At 54.7% G+C, this 24,153-nt stretch carries 24 protein-coding genes; 15 read left to right on the top strand and 9 right to left on the bottom strand.

All coding sequences use genetic code 11. The features are described from left to right. Positions 1–79: 79 nt before the first annotated feature. Entirely contained in the window at positions 80–691 is a 612-nt protein-coding gene (locus tag METFOR_RS05285) for a hypothetical protein (protein ID WP_015285075.1), read from the bottom strand. 133 nt (positions 692–824) lie between these two features. Between METFOR_RS05285 and METFOR_RS05280 the strand changes: the two genes are divergently transcribed. The 3 genes from METFOR_RS05280 (at position 825) to METFOR_RS05270 (ending at position 2,693) form a co-directional block, all read left to right on the top strand. Then, positions 825–2,036, top strand: coding sequence for an A24 family peptidase C-terminal domain-containing protein (locus METFOR_RS05280; RefSeq protein WP_233504456.1), 1,212 nt, complete (start codon positions 825–827; stop codon positions 2,034–2,036). Position 2,037: 1 nt separating this feature from the next. Next, positions 2,038–2,406, top strand: a complete 369-nt coding sequence (hisI, locus tag METFOR_RS05275) for a phosphoribosyl-AMP cyclohydrolase (RefSeq protein ID WP_015285073.1) — start codon at positions 2,038–2,040, stop codon at positions 2,404–2,406. Positions 2,407–2,501: 95 nt separating this feature from the next. Further along, positions 2,502–2,693, top strand: a complete 192-nt coding sequence (locus METFOR_RS05270) for a hypothetical protein (RefSeq protein WP_015285072.1) — start codon at positions 2,502–2,504, stop codon at positions 2,691–2,693. Positions 2,694–2,870: 177 nt separating this feature from the next. Here the strand turns inward: METFOR_RS05270 and METFOR_RS05265 are convergent, their stop codons facing one another. Next, the gene (locus tag METFOR_RS05265) at positions 2,871–3,533 is read right to left on the bottom strand and encodes a DUF4013 domain-containing protein (protein WP_048110827.1); all 663 of its coding nucleotides are present in this window, start codon (positions 3,531–3,533) and stop codon (positions 2,871–2,873) included. 240 nt (positions 3,534–3,773) lie between these two features. Between METFOR_RS05265 and METFOR_RS05260 the strand changes: the two genes are divergently transcribed. Beyond that, positions 3,774–4,589 carry a hypothetical protein gene (locus tag METFOR_RS05260; RefSeq protein ID WP_015285070.1) on the top strand — a complete coding sequence of 272 codons (816 nt, stop codon included), beginning with the start codon at positions 3,774–3,776 and terminating at the stop codon, positions 4,587–4,589. A gap of 221 nt (positions 4,590–4,810) precedes the next feature. Here the strand turns inward: METFOR_RS05260 and METFOR_RS05255 are convergent, their stop codons facing one another. From METFOR_RS05255 to METFOR_RS05235, 4 genes are all read right to left on the bottom strand, one after another. Continuing rightward, positions 4,811–5,368, bottom strand: a complete 558-nt coding sequence (locus METFOR_RS05255) for a hypothetical protein (protein WP_015285069.1) — start codon at positions 5,366–5,368, stop codon at positions 4,811–4,813. A 203-nt stretch (positions 5,369–5,571) separates the two neighbouring features. Then, positions 5,572–6,168, bottom strand: coding sequence for a hypothetical protein (locus METFOR_RS05250; RefSeq protein WP_015285068.1), 597 nt, complete (start codon positions 6,166–6,168; stop codon positions 5,572–5,574). A gap of 86 nt (positions 6,169–6,254) precedes the next feature. After that, the gene (locus METFOR_RS05245) at positions 6,255–7,880 is read right to left on the bottom strand and encodes a putative manganese-dependent inorganic diphosphatase (protein WP_015285067.1); all 1,626 of its coding nucleotides are present in this window, start codon (positions 7,878–7,880) and stop codon (positions 6,255–6,257) included. Positions 7,881–8,018: 138 nt separating this feature from the next. Further along, entirely contained in the window at positions 8,019–9,509 is a 1,491-nt protein-coding gene (locus tag METFOR_RS05235; protein WP_015285066.1) for a DHA2 family efflux MFS transporter permease subunit, read from the bottom strand. Between the two features lie 125 nt (positions 9,510–9,634). Here METFOR_RS05235 and METFOR_RS05230 point away from each other — a divergent pair, with 125 nt between their 5' ends. The 8 genes from METFOR_RS05230 (at position 9,635) to METFOR_RS05200 (ending at position 14,958) form a co-directional block, all read left to right on the top strand. Beyond that, positions 9,635–10,153, top strand: a complete 519-nt coding sequence (locus tag METFOR_RS05230; RefSeq protein WP_015285065.1) for a hypothetical protein — start codon at positions 9,635–9,637, stop codon at positions 10,151–10,153. A 173-nt stretch (positions 10,154–10,326) separates the two neighbouring features. After that, on the top strand, positions 10,327–10,656 hold the full coding sequence (locus METFOR_RS05225) for a hypothetical protein (RefSeq protein WP_015285064.1): 330 nt from the start codon (positions 10,327–10,329) through the stop codon (positions 10,654–10,656). 153 nt (positions 10,657–10,809) lie between these two features. Next, positions 10,810–10,959 (top strand): hypothetical protein, encoded by a 150-nt coding sequence (locus METFOR_RS15510; protein ID WP_015285063.1) that lies wholly within the window; start codon positions 10,810–10,812, stop codon positions 10,957–10,959. Between the two features lie 336 nt (positions 10,960–11,295). Next, complete coding sequence (locus tag METFOR_RS05220; protein WP_015285062.1) at positions 11,296–11,595, top strand: winged helix-turn-helix domain-containing protein; 300 nt, start codon at positions 11,296–11,298, stop codon at positions 11,593–11,595. A gap of 5 nt (positions 11,596–11,600) precedes the next feature. Further along, positions 11,601–12,026 (top strand): hypothetical protein, encoded by a 426-nt coding sequence (locus tag METFOR_RS05215; RefSeq protein ID WP_015285061.1) that lies wholly within the window; start codon positions 11,601–11,603, stop codon positions 12,024–12,026. A gap of 123 nt (positions 12,027–12,149) precedes the next feature. Further along, positions 12,150–13,796 (top strand): hypothetical protein, encoded by a 1,647-nt coding sequence (locus METFOR_RS14495; protein ID WP_015285060.1) that lies wholly within the window; start codon positions 12,150–12,152, stop codon positions 13,794–13,796. A 528-nt stretch (positions 13,797–14,324) separates the two neighbouring features. Then, on the top strand, positions 14,325–14,621 hold the full coding sequence (locus METFOR_RS05205; RefSeq protein WP_015285059.1) for a nucleotidyltransferase family protein: 297 nt from the start codon (positions 14,325–14,327) through the stop codon (positions 14,619–14,621). Beyond that, positions 14,614–14,958: a HepT-like ribonuclease domain-containing protein gene (locus METFOR_RS05200; RefSeq protein ID WP_015285058.1), complete on the top strand. Its 345-nt coding sequence runs from the start codon at positions 14,614–14,616 to the stop codon at positions 14,956–14,958. Before METFOR_RS05205 ends, METFOR_RS05200 begins: the two co-directional genes overlap by 8 nt. Positions 14,959–15,002: 44 nt before the next feature. Here METFOR_RS05200 and METFOR_RS15270 read toward each other — a convergent pair whose 3' ends face one another. The 3 genes from METFOR_RS15270 to METFOR_RS05195 all read right to left on the bottom strand — a co-directional run bounded on the left by METFOR_RS15270 (position 15,003) and on the right by METFOR_RS05195 (position 17,664). Then, positions 15,003–15,200 (bottom strand): hypothetical protein, encoded by a 198-nt coding sequence (locus METFOR_RS15270; protein WP_158491353.1) that lies wholly within the window; start codon positions 15,198–15,200, stop codon positions 15,003–15,005. 161 nt (positions 15,201–15,361) lie between these two features. Then, entirely contained in the window at positions 15,362–16,192 is an 831-nt protein-coding gene (locus tag METFOR_RS15265; RefSeq protein WP_015285057.1) for a transglutaminase domain-containing protein, read from the bottom strand. 326 nt (positions 16,193–16,518) lie between these two features. Further along, positions 16,519–17,664, bottom strand: a complete 1,146-nt coding sequence (locus tag METFOR_RS05195) for a TIR domain-containing protein (RefSeq protein WP_015285056.1) — start codon at positions 17,662–17,664, stop codon at positions 16,519–16,521. Positions 17,665–18,006: 342 nt separating this feature from the next. Here METFOR_RS05195 and METFOR_RS05190 point away from each other — a divergent pair, with 342 nt between their 5' ends. The 3 genes from METFOR_RS05190 (at position 18,007) to METFOR_RS05180 (ending at position 24,133) form a co-directional block, all read left to right on the top strand. Further along, entirely contained in the window at positions 18,007–19,962 is a 1,956-nt protein-coding gene (locus tag METFOR_RS05190; RefSeq protein WP_015285055.1) for a PINc/VapC family ATPase, read from the top strand. A gap of 22 nt (positions 19,963–19,984) precedes the next feature. After that, positions 19,985–22,771 (top strand): leucine--tRNA ligase, encoded by a 2,787-nt coding sequence (leuS, locus tag METFOR_RS05185; protein ID WP_015285054.1) that lies wholly within the window; start codon positions 19,985–19,987, stop codon positions 22,769–22,771. 93 nt (positions 22,772–22,864) lie between these two features. Then, entirely contained in the window at positions 22,865–24,133 is a 1,269-nt protein-coding gene (locus METFOR_RS05180) for a WD40 repeat domain-containing protein (protein WP_015285053.1), read from the top strand. Positions 24,134–24,153: the final 20 nt, after the last annotated feature.

Here is a 24,153-nt window from a genome sequence, read left to right as displayed (position 1 = left end):
AAATTAAAGCATTTCGAAACGTCCGATAGGGAAAAAAAGCCTGATTTGGAAATATTTTGATTGCGTTATGTGCCAAAGGTTAAAGTTCGATAAGGATCTTCTGGTTATTTTCCCTGAAGTGAAGAGTAAATACCCTTATCTGCTGGCTCCTGTCCTGCACGATGCACTCGTAATCGCCATGCATGAGGCGGAACCCGGCGCTCCCGGTACCGTCCGTGAAATCACTCCCCAGGACCCTGCCGTCTTTCCGGATAGAGAGGCGGACTCCCTGCTGCGGCTCATGGTTTTTCATAAGGACCACCGTGAGCTTGCCCACGCCTTCACTCTTCACCCCGATCTCGGGGATCGCCTCGCTGAGGCCCTGCCTGAGACGGGTTGCATCGAAGACCCGGCAGCCCATGACAAGCGCTTCGGCAATATCCGGCTTCACCTCGTACAGCGTGAACTGGTCCATCCGTGTCACCAGGATCACGGCCTTGTCCCCGAAGAGGTCACCATTCTCGTCAGAGAAGATCGCACCCTCCGGTTCCCCGCGGACAAACGCGAGGCAGCCGATGGCCCCGTCACCGCGGGCAACGGCAAGCCCGAAAAACCCGCTACCTTCGGCCATAGGGAAGATTCCGGGGAGAGGGGACATCCCCCGCTCCCGCGCTTCCAAGAGAATGGTATCGATCATCTGCCGGACTTTCATGCACGTTCACCTGCCGGCAGAGGGGATGTCCCGGGTATTCTGGCATCCATCACCGGTTCTTTTGTACGGTTAGGCGACCCGGGCAGATATAGGTACCCGGCCTCATCGCTATGCATAAGTGGTCTAAAAAACGATGGTACAACGGATTATGGAGTTCTTCCTGCCGATGGTAGTCTCGGCTGTCGCCGTCCTCGCCACTTTGATCTATGCATCCCTGCTTGACATCCAAAACCGTCGCGTGCCGTTCATCACCTGGCTTCCCATGCTTGCCATCGGCGTTGCCTGCACGGCTGCGCTCCTCTGGCAGAAAACCGCTAACGCGAGCCTTCTTGCAGGCTACCTTGCCCTTGTTACAAGCTTTCTGTACGCAGACTACCTCGACAACCGGGGACGCACGGACTCCCGCGGCCTGGCAGGCTATTATGCAAATGAGAAGATCTTCTGGTATTTTGTTCCGGTCCTTGTGCTCCCGGCCCTCTCCTGGTTCGTTCTCACACCGTCCGTTTCCGTCCTGATCCTGCCCTGGTACGCGATGTTCGCCGGGATCCTCGGGTACGTCACCTGGCGGGAATACAAAGGATGGCCAGAGCCCCGCCGGAAGGGAAAGAGAGGACAGGTGCCCCGCGGGCCGGACATGAGCGAGATGCTCGGCCGCTGGTATTTCGTTCTTATCATCCTCATCTTTGCCATTGTTTCGGCAACGATGCTCGTTGGCACTGGCGGCTGGGGGTCATCAGCCATCGCCCTGCTGCTCATCACCCTATTTACCGGGGTCTTTTACATCTTTGGCCGGATGCACCTCTTTGGCGGGGCAGACGCCTGGGCACTCATCTTCATCGCGCTCTGTGTCCCGCTCTTCCCGTTCACCCCGCTCCTTGGAAACTCCCCGCTCGGCTTTCTGGCCTTCTCGGTGCTGATCAACGCCCTCATCCTGAACCTCGCTGCACCTGTGGGCATCTTCCTTGTCAACATTCTGCGGGGCAACAGGGCACCCCTCATGTACCTCTTCTTCGGGTTCCCGGTAAAAGGGGACGAGATCCAGAAGGAGTGGGGGTTTGTCATGGAGGACTTTGAAGAGAAGGACGGGAAGCTCACCCGGAAATTCATCGGATTTTTCGATGCCGTGAAGCGGATGTATAAAGGAGAAGGCCGGGTCTATACGAAGGATCTCCGCGAGCACCCGCAGGAATTTACGCACGAACTTGCCATGTATAAGAAGGCCGGGACGGTCTGGATCTCCTATGCCGTCCCGTTCATCATCCCCATCACGGCAGGGTTTGTCACCGCAGTCATCTTCGGCGACTTCCTCTATGCCCTGATGAGACTACTCACCGGAGGAATCTGATATGCTTTCCCTGAAATTTGCCGACGGGCTGATCCCGGTCATCGTGCAGGATGCACAGAGCCGCGACGTCCTGATGATGGCCTATGCAAACAACGAGGCAGTCCGCCTCACGCAGGAGACCGGCTTTGCGCACTACTACAGCCGTAGCCGGAAAAAGCTCTGGAAAAAGGGCGAAGAGAGCGGCCACTTCCAGAAGGTGCTCCGCATCCTTGCCGACTGCGATGAGGACTGCCTTATCTACGAGGTGGAGCAGACCGGCGCTGCCTGCCACACGGGATACCGCACCTGTTTCTACCGTACACTTGACGGGGATGTTGTCGGGACAAAGGTCTTCGACCCCGAGAAAGTCTACAAGAAGCCCGGGCACTGACAATCCCTGCCCGCCATCATCGCACATCATTTTTTTTGAAACCGGGCAGCCATCCGGCACAATACTCATAAGTTCCGGGCGCAGAAACGAAATCTGTGACCCGGCGTCATCACCAGGATCTATCCCGCTTCGGAAAGATTGTTACCGCAGCCACTATCCTGCTTGCCGTCCTGCTGGTGGTTGTCTTCACCGTCCCGTTTTTTGAGGACTGGATCTACCTGAAATTTTTCTTGATCTGCAGTCTCGCCTTTGTCAATCTCGGGATCCTGTACCTGATCCGTTGCTGAACAAAGCCTGATCCGGTGCCCTGGTTTATCACAACGCAGACGAAGGGGAGCGATACGTGCGATGCGTGAATACACTTCACCCGAAACACCATAGCGGAGGCACAGCGTAACGGCTGCCAGTCCTGCACCCGGCACAACCCGGGCGTGCGAAAAAAAGAGTTCAGGGATGTGATTCCCTTACATGGAATCTGCCGAGTCGTAGACCTGGCATAAGTAGCGGGACATCAGGAGCGTCAGGGGTGCCATGAGCAGGAACTCGAGGATCAGGCCCAGGTACGGGCTGATGATGAAGTTGAGGCACTCAATAACGCCGAAAAAGATCAGTTCGATAACCATGATGACAATCATTGCAATGATGTAGTTGGCCCACCCGATCTTACCGATGGTACCGAGAATGGCGCCGAAGTTGAACGCTTCGCCCATGCTTCCGGTCCGGGCGAACCGGATGATCCCGATCGTTGCAAGGAGCCCGGTGATGATGGCCACGACCAGGAGCACAACGATGCCGATGAGTACGCCGCCGATGATCTCCATCAGTGCCGCGGGGTTCATGACGAAGGCTGAAACGCCGGCCCCGATCACGAAGATGGCGATGATGATGCTGGGGAGTGCCCAGATGATACTGATGATGGCGTACTTGATACCATCGACGATCAGGGTACCCCACCCGTCTACTTCGGGTGCCGGCTTCTCACCGCGGAGGACCTTCAGGCTGTACCCCAGCAGGGGGATTGTGAGCAGGAGGGTTGCGATCAGGAACAGCAGGTACTGCTTCCACTTGCCGACAATGGCGTCCTTTGCATAGGCAAAGGAATCGCCAAGCATGTTTGCGTAATCCATTGTTGTGTTTCACCTGTTACCGTATAAACCGGCTCCATTATCTTTGGCGAACTATTATTAAAGCATGTGGGAGGGCCCGTTTTGAAAATGCATTAATTTAAATGCGTTTAGGTCGGATTCCCCGCGATATTGGCGATTGCGCGGGATTTGCTGGCAGGAACTACCGCCGGCACGGTGCGATGAAAAGCCGCTGCACGGAAAGGATCAGGCTTAACACGGTTCCGGCATTACCATTGATCCATGCGAAAGCCCGCTGTTGGCAGTACCGGACTATTGCCCCTCCTGCTCCTTATCCTGCTTCTGGTCCCGATCCTCCTGTCTGCGGGCTGTTTGTCCGGAACCGGTGAAGGCGGGGCACCTGTCACGACAGCGACAGCGTCACCTGCTGCAACCACCGAATCCGCAACGGTTCTGGTCACGCTTTCGGCACCCACGCTGCCGCCCGCAGAAACAGCAGCCGTTACAACAGCCGGCCCGGAAGGTTCCTCCACAACAGCACCAGCCGCGACATGGGTTGTCCCGACCTATGGCGCAACCGGCGATCCGCGGATTATTATCCTGCAATTCCAGAAAGAATACTTCAACGCAGACCTTCCCGACTGCGGCATGAGGAAGTTTTTCCCGGAGGCAGCCACGGATCCCAATTATGGCATTGCCGGCCGGCAGGGGACTCTTGTTGCTCATTCTGAAGAAGATATCCTCAGGTTCCTTGAGACCAATGCCGTGACAAATGTCACCACGGTCGAGGCCGGCCGGAGGATCACCGATTACATCGAGCCCGCAACGCTTGGGGGTCCTGCCTGTTCCGGAATGATATCCACCCCCACATGGAACTTCGTCCTGATCAATGCGACCATCATTGGCAGGAACGCCCTCCCGGCGGAATACGCGATCGGGTTCAATGTGCGGTCAAAAGGCGTTGTCGTTGCGCAGATCCGGGCTGACCGGAATCTCACGCTTGATACCCCGGCACTCTTTGCGCTCTATGTCCCGCTGAAGACCGCCGAGATGGAACGATTCGACAGTGTTGAGATGGTCTTTGCGCGGAAAGGCTGATCCCAGTCGCGGGTCCGCAGGGGAGACAGCGTCTGGAATGCCGGCATGGGCTAAGCATTCGAGTCACACCTGCGTTTCGTGATCGGTAATACAAGGGATAAAACTGCGGAAGTACGAGTTGCAAATCCACTCTGCCCGTCGCGATGATGAAAACCGGATAGTAAAAAACAGATTGGGGCTGTTACCCCGCGATACAGAAGATCCTGCATGCCCTTGCAAGATCACCCGAGGATTGCACCCGGCTCAATGGTCCAGGCAACGTGGTAATCCGGTTCTGCGCCGATTGTGCCATCGGGCCCGGACTTCTCGAAGAAGTACACGTCCAGCACCGCACCCTTGGAGAGGACACCAAGGTCCTGGTTTGTCAGCTGGTCGATATAATCGCGGGCGGCTTCCGTATCCCCGGGTGTGATCCATGCCGTGCGGGCGCCGCTTCCCTTGTGGGAGACATTGATCCCGCCATAGGAGTTCCCGTTTGCGTCCGTCAGTTTCGAGAACCAGACAAACATCACCGGTTCCGTCCCGGTATTCTCGGCTGCGACATAGATTGTCACGGTCCGGCCGGTCTCGTTCTCTGCTTTTGCGTCGAGTTCGATGCTGTGGAGGAAGACATTCACCGTCTTGTTCCCGGACCCGAGGGTAACGTTTCCCGACATGGGGAGGACTTTTTCGCCAGCAGGTGTGCCGGTTGCAGCGGGGAGAGCCGCCGGGGCTGAACAGCCGGCGGCAATCAGCATACCCGCGATGACAAGCATGAGTGCAAGAGTCTTCAGTGTCATAGCTTCCCAACTTCCTTTATTGCGGCTGGAATGTTTCTCTGCAAAGATGAAAAATGCACCCATCTTTTCAGGTCGTGCAGAGAACTCCCACGATATGGGCTCTCGCATTGTTGCATTCTGCTCTCTGCACGGGGATTCCATCATGAATAGTAAGAGTATGAAAGAATTTTCACTTCCTGTTAATCTTCCGACAAACAGCCGTATTATTTCTTCGGTAACTCCGTAGGCACCGGAAGCACACTGAGCAGCCCGAAGTAGACAGCGGAGATGAAAAGCACATCAAGCCAGAGCGCTGCCATCATCAGGACAATGTAGCAGGGGAAATGGACCGAATAGACCGCCTCCCCGAGCCCGGACCCCGATACGATCAGATCGAGCAGGTTCCCAGAACCAGGAAACCGCGAACCGAAGAACGGAAGCGGCCGGTCCGGCCTCACGCCGTCCAGGATGGTAAAATAGGTCAGGAAGTTTCCGATGAACGCAAGAAGAGCGAGACTCAGCCAGCTGTCCCCATTTCTCTCCGGTTTCCTGAACCAGCAGTATGGGGTGACAACTGCAAGGGTTACGAGGAGGAACATGATGGAAAAGACGGTCAGGGTCCCGACAAGGACTCCGGCACTGTACAGCATTCCGCTGACCGAAAGCCAGCAGGTGATGATCAGGACGATAACTGCAACAAGGACTGGAAGATACACCGGCACCGGGTCTGCCAGTTTTCTCATCGCCGTAAGCGCCAGCCACGGTCCCGCAATGGCAAAGGCAACGAAGAGCATGAGAAGGAGGAGCGAGATTGGATCCATAAATATAAAGAAAATATAAATTTATAGTTAATAAAAACGATTGGTTTCAGGACAACAGGCCAACACGACAGCTATTTTGGAAGAGATCATTTCTCTGCACACGTGCGAAGCTTCTCCCCGAGCCATGGGAGAAAATCCTTCTTCCGCGACATCACGCCATCGAGGTGGACCGGGAGAGGCCGTTCAAAGATCGCGGTGAGCAGACCGGCATTCCCACAACCATAACAGTCGCTGGCATTATCCATGACGCTCGTGAAGAGGGCAAGGACAAGGTCGGCCCCGGTCTTGTCCTGCAGCGTCCGCAGCTCACGGTGGATCTCCACCGCCCGCCCCGTGTTCCACGAGAACGAGGGAACCATCACCTGCGAGATAATCACCTTCCGGCCAGAGAGGTCGAACTCCTTGGTGTCCCGCGAGAGGATGGTGGCAAGAGGCACACCTGAAAGGTCCATCCCCTGCTCCAGTAGTTCGATCCCCAGTGCACCCGGGTCTTCACCGGAAACCTTCGCGAGGTATTCCACGGCATCACGGTCGATCGCTGTGGTGGTGGACATGCGCAGGGCGAGCGTGTCGGAGAGGACCCCGCAGAGAAGGACCCCGGCCACGGCTTTTGATGGGGGTCGGCCGGAGTCCCGGAACTTCATTGCGATGATCGTTGATGTCGAGCCAACGGGATCGTTGAGGAACCGGATCGGCTTTAAGGTCGTGATCGTCGCGAGCCGGTGGTGGTCGATGATCTCCACGATCTCCGCCTCCCCGATCCCTTCCACGGCCTGCGATGCCTCGTTGTGGTCAAGGAGGATGACGGGCCTGCGGACATCGTCAAGCAGGGTTGTCCGGGTCAGGACACCGGCCAGTGTCCCTTCTTTTGTGACGACACAGGCAGCACGAAACTTCGAGGATGAGACCACCTTCCGCGCCCGTGCGAGCGTATCGTCGAACGTAAGGACCGTCACCTCGGTCTCCATCACCTCGCGGGCCGGCAGCGAGAGGTTGATCATCTTGCCGACTCCGAATGCATCCAGGTCGGTAGAGAGGACGGTGACACCGCGTTTCTTTGCCTCGGAGAGAACCCGGTCTCCCGCGGGAGCGCCTTCTGCAATGATCAGGCACGCAATACCTGCCGAGATGAAAGCCAGCTGGGCGGGTTCATCATCCCCGACCACTGCGATGTCGTTCTTCGTCATCTTCGCGAGCGTGACGTGCAGGGCATCGATCGCGATGTAGACCCGGCCCTCCAGGGTATCGTGCGCTGCCACGCGGACCTCCGCGTTCAGGATCCTGGCAAGAGTCCCCGCCGGAATCGGCGTAACTGTCAGCTCGGAGATATGGATCTTCCCGAGATACGCCCCAGCAAGAGCATGCTCCCCTATCATACCGACCGGCCGCCCTGCGCTATCAGTAATAACAACGTTCCGGATTCCCTCCTTTGCCATCAGGGCCGCAACATCGACAGTCGGGACATCCTGCGGGAGCGAGAAGACCGGCTTATAGGTGATGTCTGATAGGAGGGGTTCGACTGACGGAATGTGAACCGGTTCCGGTGTGCCGAACCGTTTCAGCATCCACTTCGATTCCGGGTTCAGTTCCCCGCACCGCGCCGGGACCGCACGGCCAGGGGAGTCGCGGTTCAAAAACTCCGCGTAACCGATGACGCTTGCCGTGCTGTCCGAGTCGGGCTGCCGGTGACCAAAAAGGTAGATGGGTGTCATGGAAAATGCAACCGGCCGGGCCGGGATATCAGGCAGTAATGGGCGCTCCCGGGTCTTAAGGTACGGGGGAGCCGGAAGACACAAAAAACGCGTTGCACGGGGAAACAGGGAAAAGATTGCCGGTAATCTCCGGCAGCCCTACTCCACGTTCCTGATCAGGATCTTTGCCTCCGCTGCATAGTCCGGGTGGATCTCTTCTTTGACCGCAAGGGAGAGGATGAGGATGACAATGCCGAAGATCAGCGAGAGAATGAATGCAACATCAAAACCGGCGGAGAGCACTTCAAGTTTGATGTTGACCGGTGCGTCCTTTGTGATATCATAGTTCTTCGCGATCAGCATGACCCCGAGAATCAGGAGCGCGTTATAGGTCGCAATCCCGATGGACTGCGGGCCATTCCGCTCGAGGCTCGTCAGGCTTGAGAGCATTCCAGCCTTTGACTTGGAGACCGACATCATGATCATTGTCGTGATGGGACTGACAATCAACCCGAGTCCGAACCCGATCAGGGCCAGGGCAAGCATGACAAAGCCGGTGGAGGTGTAGGTCCGCAGCATTGTCATCAGGAAATAGCCGATAATGAGGGGGATACTTGCAAGGATGCAGAGCCGCCGCGGACCAACGCGGTTGAACGTAGCGCCGGAGATTAAACCGGCAACCATCATTGCAAAGGAAAGGGACGTCATGATCAGCCCGGCCGTTGAGGTGTCGTAGCTGTGGACGTACTCGAGGTAGAACGGCAGGAGGTAGTTGATCCCAGACAGGCTGAAGAAGACAAGGATGAGGATCAGGTTCGCAATAACAAAATTCCTCTTTTTGAAGAGCCGTATGTCGAGGACCGGGTCATCGGCGGAGAGCTCGTTTTTCACAAACCATGCAAGCGAGACGACCATGAGCACGGCCATGCCGATGATGACCGGTGAGGTCCAGCCGAATGTCGAACCTTCCGAAACCACGAAAACAAGCGACGCAAGGCCGATGAACGCGAGCACGGCGCCCGGCTTGTCAAATCCTCCCTCGCGCTGCACCGGGCAGCTTGCGGGGATTACTTTTGCGCCGAGCATGATGGCAACGATGCCGACCGGGATGTTGATGAAGAAGATCCAGTGCCATGACAGGTACTGGGTGAGGACGCCACCAATGGTGGGGCCGAGCGCCGTGCCGAGCGCTGCGAGCATCATGATGATACTCATCGCCTTGCCCTTCTGGTCGGGGGCAACGAACGTGGAGATCATGGCAGCGGCAACCGACATGAGCATCGCGGCACCAATGGCCTGGAACATCCGCGACCCGATGAGCGAGGGGAATCCCGCGATGAACTCCGGAAGGAAACCGCAGAGGAACGAGCCGATGGTGAAGATGACAAAACCGGAGAGGAAGATCCGCTTGTACCCGAGAGTATCGGCAACTTTCCCAAAGACCAGCACGCAGCCTACCATGACAAGCAGGTAGGAGGTAGCGACCCAGCTGACGGTGCTGGTCGAGACATTGAAGGACTCGGAGATGGTTGGAAGTGCGATGTTGACGATCGTGCCGTCAAGACTTGTCATGAACATGGCAAGCGAGATGGAGAAGACGAGGAGGGCGAAGCCCTGTTTTGGTGCGGTGCCGGTGGCCGGATTATCCATTTGTTGGAGTTGTCGGTGCTGCTACATGAGGGTTGCGGAACGGGGGCTGGAGTGCCGGGAGGCCGGAGGGGTATCCCGGATACATTCCGGAGCGTTTATCATATCCGCGGAACACCGTTTCCGGTATGCAGGAACCGGCATGCCATGAGAACTATCCCGCAACAACGGTAATCGTCGCAAACCTCGTGCCGCTCCTGATCTGGGTCATCGGGGCGTTCCTTCTCTCCCGGATCGGCCTCCCCTGGGCTCTCCTGTATCTTCTCTTTGTGCTTGCACTCGAGTTCCGGCTCGTAAGCGGGCATTGCAGGGACTGTTATTATTTCGGGAAGACCTGTGCCTTTGGCAAAGGACGGTTGAGTGCCCTGTTCTTCCGGCGTGGCAGCCCGGAAAAGTTTGCGCACCTGAAGATCGGCTGGAAAGACCTTGTCCCGGATTTCCTTTTATTCCTGGTTCCCGTCATTGCCGGGATCGTACTTCTGGTTTGGCAGTTCTCCTGGACAATCATTCTCCTCATCACCGTCCTCCTTCTTCTCGGGTTTGCGGGCAATGCCTTTGTCCGGGGACACCTTGCGTGCCGGTTCTGCAAGCAGCGGGAGATCGGCTGCCCGGCCGAGCGGCTCTTCGATGCAAAGAAACCGTCGTGAGAATTTCCTGTGGTCAACGGGCAGGACCCTGGACCGGCCCGCAGGACGGCACCCGTTCCGTGAGAATACCTGCCGGACCAGATCCAGCAGTTGCCCGCGGCCCTGGTGCATTTCAGAATCTTTTTCGTCCGTCACGCCGACTGGGTTTTACCAGAATCCCTCCGTGATCCGCTATGAACTGCCGCCCTGTCCTCCTGATTGTTTTTGTTGTTGTACCTGTTTTTTTCCTCTCTCCCGTTCAGGCCGCAGACCTGTCCGAGGACGAACTGCTGCGGAATGCGCAGAACCTGAGCCTCGAAGTACCGGAAAAGGGCACAGCCCTGCTCGGCTCGCAGGAGTCCATGGGGGAGATGGTCGAGTGGCTGAACGCCTGCAGCCGGGCTCTCATCGGATTCTTCAATGACACGATGAACCTGCTGGGACTCTCGAACACCAGTTACGTGAAAGACATGAACAAGGCCTTTGAGCCTGTGCTCAAGAATCCGCCTGCCATCCACAAGTAACCGGAGACTATCCCGGCATCTTTTTGTTGGAAAAACCGTCCTGGTCCTTTTCACCGGTTTTCCGATCCTTACCGTTGCTCTCCCGCACGCAAGGTTTATCGTCCCATCATCCAAGTGGAGAGTATCACGCGAGTGTGTGATGGAGGTTTGGTGATGAGTGACGTAAAATCCAGTGATGCAGTCGGGAACCTGGTAAAGTTTATGATCTTCCTTGCAGTCGTTGCCCTGCTGGCAACGCTTGTGATCTATTTCATGGCCGTGGCGCCGAACCAGCAGGCAGTTGCACCGATGAACTTTTTGTAACGGAAGAGAGACAAACCGGGGAAGCTCCCCGATAACCCCTCTTCTTGTTGGCAATGGAAACCCCGGGAGTCACCGGCCGGGCAGGGCTCCCGGTGTAAGCGGATTTGATCTTTTGTATTGCTTTAAAGCACATGGAAGGTCTTATTGTCATCGTGATGGGTTCCTCGCCTACGGTAAGCACTGCTACTGTTGAAGTTTGGCCCCCACGACGAGGTTTATTAAGACAACAGGATCTATATCGGCCTCCTGTTTCAGCTCCGGATCCTCCCATATACCATCTCTTTTTAACCAAAAACACTGCTACAGAATATCTATCCGGGACATGGGAGAAACCTCGTGAAACAGATACTCTGGTGGCTGATCGCCGGGTCGAGAGGCGGACTGAACCGTGCCCGCATCATCATGGCGCTCCAGAAGCGGCCGTACAATGCCAACCAGCTGACGCAGCTATCCGGCCTTGATTACAAGACCGTCCGCCACCATCTCGATGTCCTGAAAAAACACCACGTGATCACCGCGACAGGTGAGGATTACGGGACCATGTATTTCCTGTCGGAGACGATGAAAACCAGTTTTGATGACTTCCTTGCGATCTGGAAGCAGGTCGATATCCCCGGGGAAGCACAGGAGGAGTAAGAGAAATGGAGAAGAAGAACCTTATCTGGATCATCCTCATATCGGTGATCCTGCTGATAATCCTCAGTCTCACAATACCGGTCTTTGTGCAGGCACCGCACCCGGTCAACGACAAAACCCAGAACCCGCCCCAGCAGCAGCCGGCAAAAGAGGAGGCAAAGCAGCTCAAGACCGTGATCTCGTTCATCAACATCGGCCTCATCATCCCGCTCTTTATCATCTATGCCGGCATCTACCGGCGGATGAAGAGTTCCTTCACCCTCGGCCTGATGGCGGTCATCTTCGCCCTGGGGATGTACGCGGTCACCTCCTGCCCGCTCATCATCAGCCTCGTTGGTGGCCGGACCGGTGACATCGGCCTCTTCCAGATCATCCCCGACCTCTGCACAACGATAGCGCTGGTCATCCTCATCAGGATCAGCCTTGAATAATTTTTTGGCCGGACTACGGCGTAATTTGGGTATAATACGGGCCTGATTCCGGAATTTCCTTATCTCCTTTTCCGATAAACCCGTTTGACAACCCATGGGTAACACCAGAAAGGAGATACCAGAATGAGAACAGGAACCATTGCCGGCTTTTTTGCTGTCGCAATCTGCCTCATGGCACTTGCCGTGGGGGCAGCAAGTGCAGCAGGCCAGCAGTACACCATGGAACAGACGCTGTCCGACCGCGGGCAGCAGGCAACGATTGCATTCGACGCGCTTGCCTTTTTATCCGGCGATTCGTGCAGCGACACATTCATCCCGCCCGGCAAGGTTGCCGACTATGCCGGCTTCCAGTACCTGCGGGACAATGATGCAACGCAGATGGGACACAACACGGACTTCGTGACCCGGATCTCGGATAATGTATTGTATATCCTGAACGATGACCAGCGGGCGCAGTTTTCTGCGCTTGCAACAACCGAGGCACCGCTCACCACGCAGTACGCCCTGATGCGGTACCCGCTGATGAACGCGTTCCGTGCCCAGCTGGAGGGCAATATCCCGTCCGGCAGCAGCGGCCTTGATCAGGCAGCGGTCAAAGCCTATTCGGCGCAGCTGTACGATGTTGATGCAAGCATCAGCATTGCCCGGGCAAAGACCTATGCGAGTGTGATCCGGTCCCTGAACGAGAGCCAGCGGGCATACCTTGACACGATGGCAACCAAAGGTATGGCCGACATGCCGGGTGTCGATGCCTCCGCAGCGCTGAAGAGCAGCGGGCAGGGCAGTTCGGTTGCGATGCGCACCTATGCAAGCGAGATGTTTGCGTGGTATGCGGGATCGGTTGACAGGGATGTCTACTTCTGTCCCGAGCGCCAGGGAACCTACTTCGGCTCGTTCTACATGAAGGACCGCCCGGCCATGGGCAATGCAGGTTATTCCATCAGCACGACCCTGACCGGTGACTCCGGCGAGGCATTCCTCGCGCTGCTCACCGACACCCAGCGATCCGAAATCACCGGCCTTGTCGACCTCCAGCGTGCGGACCTGAACGAGATCGTTGCAACGAGGACCGCGATCGCAACCGAGTTCCGGAAGGCGCTGAGTGGAGAGACGATCGATGAGACTACGGTCAGAAGCCTCTCAGAACGCTATGGCGAACTCGACGGCGAGATCTCGTACTGGTACGCAACGCACTTCGCAGAAGTAGGCCAGACCCTGACAAGCGACCAGAAGCAGAAGATGACTGCCCTCCGGAATCTCGACGGCTACACCTGCAGCGGTGCGTACCTGTACTCGCAGCAGATCTCCTACCCGCAGAATGTCCCCTCGGACTTCCTCTTTGGCGTGGGATCCTATGACTGCACGCAGATGTCCGCATGGATTGCGGCCCAGCAGCTGGTGAGCCAGCAGCCAGGTACCAATAAGACCGGCCTGCAGGGCAATACAACAAAGAAGGGTCCGGGCGGAAAGCAGAACGCCGGCAACGTGACCGGACAGAAACCCGTTGAGAAAATCCAAAACGGCAACGTAACGGCGCACAAGCAGAAGTCCGGGCTGGAAAAGCCGGACCGCATGCCGGTCGAAGAGGTCAGCGCGAAACTCGGCGAGTCGGGCTATGACATCAGCGGTGTGCAGGCAGCACTCGCAGCAAATGACCGTGAAGCCATGAAGGCATGGATGAAAGTGTTCAAGCAGAACAACCCGGGCGTTGCCGAAAGTATTGAAGGAAAGACGGATACCGGGATCTCAACTGATATACCGGTGGGGTAGGTGAGAGGCTGGACACACCTCCATAACTGAGGTGATCCCATCCGGGCCCATTTCTGCCCCGGATCCCCCCTCCCCCCACCATTTTTCTGCCTTATTCGCGATTTTCCATGTCTCACATTTCCGGAAACCCCCATTTCACCCCAATATCACCGAAATAAGTCAAATTCCCGCCCGGAACACGTGTCTCTTTAGGCGCTTTCCAGAAGCGAAATACTACCTTAAGGGTAGTATGAGCTGGAGAAGAACGCGAAACGCGTTCTTCGACTTGCAAAAGTCGCCCTGGCACAGGTAAGGGACAGGGGAAGAGGCAATCGGCCAAAGGAAAGCGTACATTACCGTTTTATAAATCCCTGTAAAATCGTCAGATTAGCGGGAAAACGCGTATTGTTTGAGATCTTGGGAACACTGAGTAAAACTGCCGGGGTTTGTACATGGGGTGTGGGCAAGGCCGGGCCTGAGGGTCTCGCGGACACATCCTCGTAAAATATTTATTAATAGTTCATCACCCACTGTTACATAGGTACCATCATGCGATACACCCGGCAGGATATTCTCTCCTCCTTAAAAAAACTCAAAGGAGATGTTGCAAGAGAGTATTCGGTCAAGACAATCGGGGTGTTTGGCTCAGTTGCCCGCGATGAACAAACGGGCACAAGCGATATCGATCTGCTGGTGGAGTTCTCAAAGCCGGTGGGGTTTGTCACCTTCATGCGGCTTGAAAATTTCCTCTCCGAGAAACTCGGAACGCAGGTGGATCTGGTGACTTCAGATTCCTTAAAACCGGTGATCCGGCAGGATATACTCGCCGAGGTCATCTATGTCTAAGCGTGAGGTGAAACTCTACCTTACGGACATTGACGATGCTGTCTCTGCGATCCAGTCCTACACAAAGGACATGACATACGAGCAACTGCTCGTTGACCGGAAAACCCGCGAGGCAATCATTCTCAATTTTGTCGTAATCGGGGAGGCCATAAAAAAGATCCCGCAAGAGGTTATCGATCGCCACCCGGAGGTTCCCTGGAAAGAGTTCGCGGGAATGCGGGACAAGATGGTGCACGGCTATTTCATGATCAGCCCAGCGATCATCTGGGAGACGAGCAGGCACGATCTCGCTCCGCTTGCGGATGCCGTGAAGGTGCTGCTCCGGGAAAATGCGTGAGCAGGGGTATCCTGCCAGCTCGCAGTTCCCTCCTGTTCCATCCTTCAGACAAAATCATCACCCGGTTTTCCTGACGCATGCGTAAGGGCTTTATCATCAACCGGCAGCGTGAAGGGGAGAGGCGGTGTGGGCAGCGCCAGGCCGAGGCCGCAGGGGACCCGGATTGGTGTAGAGGGGAGGGGGGGCAGGCAGAACTCGAAGACTGATGTCTTCTCGTGTCTCACCCTTTCAGGGTTCGACATTTCGGAAAATGCAGCCAATGGGAGGAGTGTTTTTAGATTTCAGATAGGGGAAGAATAGGTGGGTATGGGGGGTTGAGGATGGAGGAAAGAGGTGGAGTGGGAATAGAGGTTGATGGAGAGATTGATAATGGTCAATATACCTGTTAAAATTGATAATTCGATTAAGTAAAATGAGAATTATTCTTAAAAATATGTATATTGCTGAGTTTCAGTAGACTTATGGATTTCATACCAACATTCAAACAGTACTTTGACGAAAAAAACCTTTTTGCATTTATGATCGATTCTGACAAACGAGTGTAACGATCACTCACATCTTCTCCTGTATCCCCACGATAAATTCGAAGTACCTGCCAAGAAGCAAAATAACTATATTGTTCTGGTTTCCCGAACCAACGGTTTTGGCAAGGTGCATTATTTTTGCAGGGGCTTTCATTCAAAACATGATCTGCACCATAGACAGTTGGATCATAGAAATACCATTCATCATTGTTCAATTGAACTTCAAGGAAAACATGATTTCCAGTTTTCACCGGCACAATTCCATATTCCCAATGTCCAAGATCTAAAATAATCGGGCGAGACACTATGCCTGTTCGATTAGAGACATTTGCAAAGAGAGCAGACTCTTCGCCACATGCACCAAATTTGTAATATGTAATCCAGTAAGGATCTTCGGCATAAGGGGCTTTGACAGATGAAGAACGGGTTGCTCGAATTTTCCCTTTGGATTCATATGAATATGTGTTGGCATATGGATTCATACTCTTCAAACTAACTCCATGCCAATAGATATCTGTAAAATTTTTCGTCTCCCATTCAGCAATTTTATCGAATCTTTCAGAAAGGTTGGAAATTTGTTTAGCTTCATTGACAATGCGATTAATTTCAATTTCGCTTTGAGGCTTGATTTCACTCTGATATTTTATTGCAAAATAGTCATTCAATGAATCAGTGACTGTGTTTTGTTCAGTAATAACCCAAATAATCATGATGGAGAATAAACATCCTATACAAAACAACACAAGGAAAAAAATATTTAAATACGCGGATTTTTCCTTTTCGAACCACTTCTGTATCCAACCAATCAGAAATTGAATTTAGTATTTTTACAAAATTCATTTTTTCCAATAACAAAATTGCCGCATAAAAACAGAAAATAAAAGTGATATAAAATGGGAGATATGGGCTATTGATGGATTGATTATACCAAGTTGTGATCATGAGAAAAAATGTTGAGAGATCTATCACAAATAAAGTACGACTTTTATAAGATAAATTGTTTTAAAAGATTATTGCAGAAAAAGTGATTGGGAAATTATGAAAACTCATTAAACGTTGTTAATAATTTTATCAAAGCTTTTGTATCCAGAACTTCTCCCTCATATTCACAGCGATATAATCCTTGTAAATTAGATGGCAGTGTTATCCCATTTTGAACCAATAAAATATTATTACGTCCATACAGGGCTAAGGCGGCTCCTATTTCAATTAATACATTATCATTAATTTTTTTATGTGTCTTGCCAGTTTGATCGATTAATTCTCCCTCATTATTGATTATGATTACACCAGCAAAACAAGATCTCATATCATCGAGAACTTTATCAGGAACGGGTTTTGATGTTGATTCCCGCTCCACACTAATAATTGGTTCATATTTTCCAAATTTTATGATTTCTTTTAATTGATCAACAATTTGTTTATTTTTCCCATGTGAGATGAAAACACGATTATTTTTTACTTTTTCGACACACTCTGTTTTTACCGGACTATATTTTTCGGAAATTTTTTGAACAGCTTGAACTACACCGGAGTCCTCCATTTCTGTATCAAGAATAGTCGAATCTTTTAACGATTCGTGATCATCATGATTTTTTGTGGTCGGTTTAGTAGTTACAGAGATATAGTATCCTGTTTTTGTTTCAGTAATTATTCCACAAAACTTTCCATTTTCTACAATAACGTCAAATGCATTTTCCGTTCGTTCTTGCGGAATTCCCAATGAAAATAAGACATTTTTACCAATATCTTTAGTAGGTAATTTTGCTTTATCGTATTTTTTGAAAAAATCATTGATAATTTTAGGCTTTAGAACTGCAGTCACTAAGGCATTTTCTTTTTCCCCATCTTCAGTAGGAATAATTATTGATTTGCCTAAAGGTGTGATCGTTATTTCTGGTACCTTATAGCCCCCTTGAGTAATTCCATAAGCAATAGCTGAACCTGTCAACATCCGCCAAGTATTACTAGTAGGAGATAAATTCATAGTTTTAGCGATTAAATGAGGTTCGCCTCCTTTCGCCGCGAACTGATCACAAATTACCTTGGCAATCTCTAAGGATCGCTCAAGAGAATACATTGGGATAATTGATTGAGAAATAGGATTTCTTTTTTGAGTCAACTTTTCTTTAGGAGGGACTCTATTAATGTCCTTTGTTTCAATTGTTTTTTTATTTTCCATGTGATGTTGTTAAAATTTTTTATGGTTAATAAGCTTGTGAAATAAAATTCTTTTTTTTAACTAATTTTTCAATTGAGTTATAATAGATCTAGTATTCCTCACCACTCGAAGATTTCCTGCGGAAATCCTCTCTCGCCCCGCACTGCACCACTCTCGTAACAATCCCGCACTTATATAATCTTGTTGGTAACATACAGTACACCATCAACGATGTCCCATCGTTGAATAGCTGTGCGTCCGCCCCGATAGGTGTGGGATGCAAGGAAGAGCCGGGATGCGTGCTGCGCGTCCCAGATGCGAATATGATAGCATACCATAGAAGACCATACAAGAGGATATCATATGATTTTAGTACCAGATACGAGCGTCCTTATCGACGGGCGCATCACTTCGATGATACAGGCCGGTGAATACAAGGGTGCAACAATAATCGTGCCGGAAGCCGTGGTGGCGGAACTCGAGGCCCAGGCAAACAACGGGCGCGAGATCGGGTTCTCGGGGCTCGGCGAGCTCCAGTCGCTCTGCAAACTGGCAGAAGAGAAAACGATTGAACTGAAATTCTCCGGTGTACGGCCTTCGCTCGAGCAGGTGAAGCTTGCAAGCGGTGGCGAGATCGACGCGATGATCCGGAACATCGCGATTGAGAACAAGGCGCGGTTCATCACGAGCGACAATGTCCAGGCCGAGGTTGCCCGGGCCAAGGGGCTCGACGTCATCTACTTAAAACCGCAGGTGACGGACTTCGTCCCGCTTGCCATCGACCAGTTCTTTGACGAGCACACCATCGCGGTGTTCTTAAAAGAGCGGATCAGCCCGATGGCCAAGAAGGGCTCCATCAACGACATGAAACTCGTGAAGATCCGCGAGGCACCGACAAGCGAGTACGAGCTCCGCATGCTCGCGCAGGAGATCCTGGAGCGGGCCAAGCGCGACCCGGACGGCTTCATCGAGATCGAGAAGCGGGGCATCACGGTTGTGCAGATCGGCTCCATGCGGATCGCGATTGCACGGCGGCCCTTCTCGGACGGCATGGAGATAACCGCAGTCCGCCCGATCGTTGACGTGACCCTGAAAGACTACACCAAGTCCGACATCATCACGAAAAGGATCACGAACGAGAAGCGGGGCATGCTCATCATCGGCGCTCCGGGTGGCGGCAAGACCACACTCGCCCAGAGCCTTGCGACCTATCTCTCTGACAGTGGCTTTGTCGTCAAAACCATGGAAGCCCCCCGCGAACTCCAGGTGCCCGACCAGATCACGCAGTACACGATGCTCGACGGCTCCATGCAGGCAACGGCCGACATCCTGATGCTGGTCCGGCCCGACTTCGTCATCTTCGACGAGCTCCGGAACACCGAGGACTTTGCAACCTACGCGGACATGCGTCTTGCGGGCCTCGGCATGATCGGGGTCATCCACGCAAACGGCGTGCAGGACGCGGTCCAGCGCTTCAGTAACCGCGTGGACTTCTCGGTCCTCTCGCAGATCGTCAACACGATCGTATTCGTAAAACAGGGTGTCATTACGCGGGTCTACGATGTCGGGTTCACCATCAAGGTCCCCGAGGGCATGGGAGACGAGGTGCATATCCGGCCCGTGACCACGGTCACTGACCACGAGACGGGCGAACTCGTGCTCGACATCTTCCGGTACGATGGCGAGACCATCGTGATGCCGGTGATGGCGGGACGGAACGCCCCTGCTGCAAAGCCCGCACCGGCACCGGTCCAGTTCGCGGCCCAGCCGGTCGCTCCGGCTCCCGTTGCAAAACCGGCCCCCGCTCCCGAACCCGCACGGAAGGAAAGCGACGACCGGCCCGGCTGGAAACTCTCCGAGAAGGAGATCCAGCGCGAGATCGGGCGTTACACCGATGGCTTTGTGGACGTCCAGATGATGAGCGACACAAAAGCCGTTGTGTATATCGATGACAAGGACGTGCCTGCTGCCATCGGCAAGGGCGGAAAGAACGTCTCGGCCATCGTGAACAAGCTCGGCATCGGGATCGACATCAAGCCCCGGTCCGAGTTCGAACGCCAGCAGGTGCAGGCACAAAAGAGCGAGGAGGAGTACAACCTCGGAGGTGGGATAAAGATCCAGACCGACAAGAAGCAGCTCACGATCATTGCCCCGTCCGAGAGCGGCAAGATCGTGGACGTCTTTGCCGGGAAAGAGTACCTCTTCACCGCCACCGTCAACGAGCAGGGCGAGATCCACCTTGCCAAGAATTCAAGCATTGCGCAGGAGATGCTCCGGCGCCACACGAACAACGAAGTCATCAAGCTGAGACCGGTATAATCACCGGGAGCAGGTGCATAACGTGAGCCAGTTCAATCTTTCCGCCTTTGAAGAAGAGGCACACGAGATGTGGACCCATGCCTTTGAGTCCAACCCGTCAGATCTGGAAAAGTATTACCTGAACGTAGCCTTCCCGTACCCGAGCGGGGCCATGCACGTGGGGCACGGCCGGACATACATTGTGCCGGACGTTGTCGCACGCTTCTGGCGCATGCGGCAAAAGCAGGTGCTCTTCCCGATGGCCTTCCACGTCACGGGAGCGCCCGTGGTGGGCATCTCCAAACGGATCGCAAACAAGGATGAGAAGACCATCCGGCTGTACCGCGACCTGTACCGCGTGCCGCAGAACATCCTCGACAAGTTCACCGACCCCTTAACCATCGTCAGGCACTTCGCGGACGAGTACCAGCGGGTCATGACTTCCTGCGGCCTCTCGATCGACTGGCGGCGCCGGTTCATCACGGTGGATCCGACGTACTCGAAGTTTATCGAGTGGCAGTGGAAGCACCTGTACGATGCAGGCCATGTCATCAAGGGCGCCCACCCGGTCCGGTACTGTACCGTTGACGAGAACCCGGTTGGCGATCACGATCTCCTGGAAGGCGACAAGGCCGAAGTGATCAAGTTCACGCTCGTCATGTTCCGGTTCGGCGATGCGTTCATTCCCTGCGCAACCCTCCGGCCCGAGACCATCCACGGCGTCACGAACCTCTGGGCCAACCCTGACGTCACGTACGCGAAGATCAGGCTCGACGGAAAGCCATGGATCGTCTCGAAAGAGGCAGCCGAGAAACTTGCCCTCCAGGACCACACGGTCGAAGTCACAGGCGAGATCAGGGGAAGCGATCTCGTTGGCAAAAAGGTCAGCCACCCGCTCTGCGGCGAGGTCCCGATCCTGCCGGCGCCGTTCGTTGACCCCGACATGGCATCCGGCATGGTGATGAGCGTCCCCGCCCACGCACCGTTCGATTACATCGCCCTCCGCGACCTCCAGCAGAAGGGGCAGTACATGGAGATCAAACCCATTCCGCTCATCAGGGTCGAAGGCTACGGGGAAATCCCGGCGCAGTACGCGGTCGAGAAGGCCGGTATACAGAATCAGATGGACAGCCGGATGGACGCGCTCACGCAGGAGATCTACTCCGCCGAATTTTCCAAGGGAAAACTCTTCGATAAGTACGGCGGCAAGCCCGTGCGGGTTGCCCGCGAGGAAGTTGCCGAACTGATGCAGCAGAAGTACGACTCGGTCGTGATGTACGAGTTCGACCAGCGACCGGTTGTCTGCCGGTGCGGCAACCGCGTCCGTGTAAAGATCCTCCACGACCAGTGGTTCTTAAAGTACGGCGACCCGGCATGGAAGCAGGAGGTCCAGGACCACCTCGACACCATGGCACTCGTGCCCACCGAGGTGCGGACCGAGTTCGACCGCACCATCTGGTGGCTCAAGGACTGGGCCTGCACCCGCCGTGTCGGCCTTGGCACAAAGTTCCCTTGGGACCCCGCCCAGCTCATCGAACCGCTCTCGGACTCGACCGTGTACATGGCGTATTATACGATCGCCCACAAGATCCGCGAGATCGAGCCAAAGCTCCTCACCCCCGAGGTCTTCGACTACATCTTCCTCGGGAAAGAATCCGAAGATTTGCCCGAGAAGAAGAAGCTCGACGCGATGCGAAAGGAATTCCTGTACTGGTACCCCTACGACTTCCGGTTCTCGGCAAAGGACCTCATCTCCAACCACCTCACCTTCCAGCTCTTCCACCACTGCACGGTCTTTGCCGGGCAGAAGGACAAGCTGCCAAAGGGCATGGTCGTCTTCGGCATGGGCCTGTTGAACGGCGCCAAGATGTCAAGCTCCAAGGGCAATGTCTTCCTCCTGGAAGACGCCGTCAAGGAGTTTGGCGGCGACACCGTCCGGATGTTTTTGATGGGCAGCGCCGAGCCGTGGCAGGACTTTGACTGGAGAAACGAACTCGTGCTCTCGACAAAGAAGCAGATCGAGCGGTTCTACAACACCGTCATGGAGATCAAGGACGCTGCCGGTGAGCCGCACGATATCGACCGGTGGCTGAAAAGCCGTCTCCAGATGCACATCGCAAAGACCACGGAAGCGCTCGAGAACTTCCAGACCCGGCAGGCCCTGCAGGAAGCATACTTCGGGATTGAGACCGACCTCAAGTGGTACCGCCGGCGCCTCCCGAAAGACTGCGATGGCAGTCGCGAGCTCCACGATCTCTGCTCGGTCTGGGTCCGGCTCCTTGCGCCGTTCATCCCGTTCACGGGCGAGCACCTCTGGAAAGAACTCGCGGGCGAGGGGCTCATCTCGTTTGCCCCGTGGCCGGTGGCAGATGCAAAGCTCGTGAGCCCGAAGATCGAGCTTGCCGAGGAACTCCTGGCCCGGACGGTCGAGGACATCGAGTCTATCGTGAAGCTGATCCAGCTGCAGCCCAAGGCGATCACGATCGCCCTTGCCCCCGAATGGAAGCACCAGATCTTCAGAACGATCGCAAAGGCCGAAGACAAGAACACCGTGATCAAGGAGATCATGAAGGACGAGTCCATGCGGAAACGCGGCAAGGAGACCACCGATACAACCAAGCAGTGCACCACTCTCATCCACCGCCTGCCCCCGCACGTTGTCGCACCGCTCGTGCAGGACCCGATCAACGAAAAGGCTGTCTTCGATGCGGCAAAGGGATTCCTCGAACATGAGTTCGGTGTGCCGGTCCACGTTGTCATGGCAGAAGAGGCCGGCCATGTCAAGGCACTCACGGCGCTGCCGTTCAAGCCGGCGATCATCATCGAATAACTCTTTTTCACCAACCCGCCGTTTCATTCGTATAACCCCGGGGTTCCACTCAAATGATAACCCGGCGGATGATACGTTTCATTCAGATACATTATGACCACGGGCACTCGGATACTCGTCCTCTCAACCCTATTCATTCTCGCGACAAGCCTTGTCGGCAATGCGGCAGCCATGAGCATCGGGATCGACTGGAAACAGACCCCCTACCTTCCCGAAAGTGTCTTCTCCGGCGTCACGATGACTCCTGACGCATCCATGGTATCTGCCGGGGGAAGCCAGATCCTGGTACGGAACTGGAACGGGAGCATGCGCTGGGGAGGCCAGCCCGGGTTCATCACTTCCATGAGCTCCGAAGGGGACTGGGTGGTCACAAGCGATGGTATCACTGCAACCCTCTATAACCGGTCCGGCCAGGAGATGTGGTCGCGGAGCATGGGCGGGGCAGTCCGCGCAGTGGCAGTGGCCCCAAAAGCTGCGTTCGTTGTCACGACCGACGAGAAGGGGAACTGGATCACCTGGAACCGGAACGGGGAACTCTTACACCGGAACAAGACCGAGGTCGCAAAACGATTAGCCATTGCACCTGCCGGCAACCTGATTGTTACCGCGACCGAGAACGGCCTGCGGTACTACTCCTCCACGCTCACGCCCCTGTGGACCGACCCGCGTGAGGGAAGCCTTGACGAGTACATTATCATTTCAACAGACGGCTCAACCATCCTCACGTACGGTGGCCGACGTCTCTCCTCGCATACGCCCGAAGGGGAGCTCAACTGGCAGGTGGACGTATCCACTGCTGCTATCAACGATGTTGCGTGCAGCCAGGACGGTTCGTTCATCGTAGTCGGCAGCCAGGACAACGCAGTGCGGGGGCTTGACCGGTACGGGAAGATTCACTGGACCTTCAAGACCGCCCAGTGGCCCAACGCGGTAGGAACCTCAGCAAACGGAGTGGTAGTTGCCGCGGGTGTGAATGACGGGGCCGTCATCATCCTCGACCATCACGGCAAAGAGCAGACAAAAAAGCAGTTCGACCTCCGCATCCAGCCGCGGACACTGGCCATGAGCCGCGACGGGACAAAAGTTGTTGTTGCCGATCAGCGCTACCTGTACGGCCTCTCCCTGCACGATGACAGTGCGTCCGAGACCCCTGATGAGACGATCTTTGTCGCCGCCCCGCTCAATCCGGTTCCCAAGACAACAGAGCCGACAACACTACCTACGACCATGATACCGGAAGTCACGATGCCGGAAGAAGCACGACCGACCCCGACGACAACAAAGGCGTCCCCGTCCGGTGCATGGGCGCTCCTCCCGGCAGCCACGGGAGCACTCTGGCTTGCCATGCGGGGCCGCAACTGAACAGGGAGGTGGCTGATGGG

The organism is Methanoregula formicica SMSP, assembly GCF_000327485.1.
GTDB classification, from domain to species: domain Archaea; phylum Halobacteriota; class Methanomicrobia; order Methanomicrobiales; family Methanospirillaceae; genus Methanoregula; species Methanoregula formicica.
This window is presented reverse-complemented; position numbering and strand designations above follow the sequence as displayed.

Coding starts and splice junctions, on each gene's coding strand:
- METFOR_RS05180 (WP_015285053.1), top strand. CDS start 22,865: ATGACCACGGGCACTCGGATACTCGTCCTCTCAACCCTATTCATTCTC.
- METFOR_RS05245 (WP_015285067.1), bottom strand. CDS start 7,880: ATGACACCCATCTACCTTTTTGGTCACCGGCAGCCCGACTCGGACAGC.
- METFOR_RS05235 (WP_015285066.1), bottom strand. CDS start 9,509: ATGGATAATCCGGCCACCGGCACCGCACCAAAACAGGGCTTCGCCCTC.
- hisI (WP_015285073.1), top strand. CDS start 2,038: ATGCTTTCCCTGAAATTTGCCGACGGGCTGATCCCGGTCATCGTGCAG.
- METFOR_RS05265 (WP_048110827.1), bottom strand. CDS start 3,533: ATGGATTACGCAAACATGCTTGGCGATTCCTTTGCCTATGCAAAGGAC.
- METFOR_RS05205 (WP_015285059.1), top strand. CDS start 14,325: ATGCGATACACCCGGCAGGATATTCTCTCCTCCTTAAAAAAACTCAAA.
- METFOR_RS05285 (WP_015285075.1), bottom strand. CDS start 691: ATGAAAGTCCGGCAGATGATCGATACCATTCTCTTGGAAGCGCGGGAG.
- METFOR_RS05280 (WP_233504456.1), top strand. CDS start 825: ATGGTACAACGGATTATGGAGTTCTTCCTGCCGATGGTAGTCTCGGCT.
- METFOR_RS15270 (WP_158491353.1), bottom strand. CDS start 15,200: ATGTCGAACCCTGAAAGGGTGAGACACGAGAAGACATCAGTCTTCGAG.
- METFOR_RS15510 (WP_015285063.1), top strand. CDS start 10,810: ATGAGTGACGTAAAATCCAGTGATGCAGTCGGGAACCTGGTAAAGTTT.
- METFOR_RS05250 (WP_015285068.1), bottom strand. CDS start 6,168: ATGGATCCAATCTCGCTCCTCCTTCTCATGCTCTTCGTTGCCTTTGCC.
- METFOR_RS14495 (WP_015285060.1), top strand. CDS start 12,150: ATGAGAACAGGAACCATTGCCGGCTTTTTTGCTGTCGCAATCTGCCTC.
- METFOR_RS15265 (WP_015285057.1), bottom strand. CDS start 16,192: ATGATTATTTGGGTTATTACTGAACAAAACACAGTCACTGATTCATTG.
- METFOR_RS05260 (WP_015285070.1), top strand. CDS start 3,774: ATGCGAAAGCCCGCTGTTGGCAGTACCGGACTATTGCCCCTCCTGCTC.
- METFOR_RS05225 (WP_015285064.1), top strand. CDS start 10,327: ATGAACTGCCGCCCTGTCCTCCTGATTGTTTTTGTTGTTGTACCTGTT.
- METFOR_RS05215 (WP_015285061.1), top strand. CDS start 11,601: ATGGAGAAGAAGAACCTTATCTGGATCATCCTCATATCGGTGATCCTG.
- METFOR_RS05190 (WP_015285055.1), top strand. CDS start 18,007: ATGATTTTAGTACCAGATACGAGCGTCCTTATCGACGGGCGCATCACT.
- METFOR_RS05200 (WP_015285058.1), top strand. CDS start 14,614: ATGTCTAAGCGTGAGGTGAAACTCTACCTTACGGACATTGACGATGCT.
- METFOR_RS05230 (WP_015285065.1), top strand. CDS start 9,635: ATGCAGGAACCGGCATGCCATGAGAACTATCCCGCAACAACGGTAATC.
- METFOR_RS05195 (WP_015285056.1), bottom strand. CDS start 17,664: ATGGAAAATAAAAAAACAATTGAAACAAAGGACATTAATAGAGTCCCT.
- METFOR_RS05255 (WP_015285069.1), bottom strand. CDS start 5,368: ATGACACTGAAGACTCTTGCACTCATGCTTGTCATCGCGGGTATGCTG.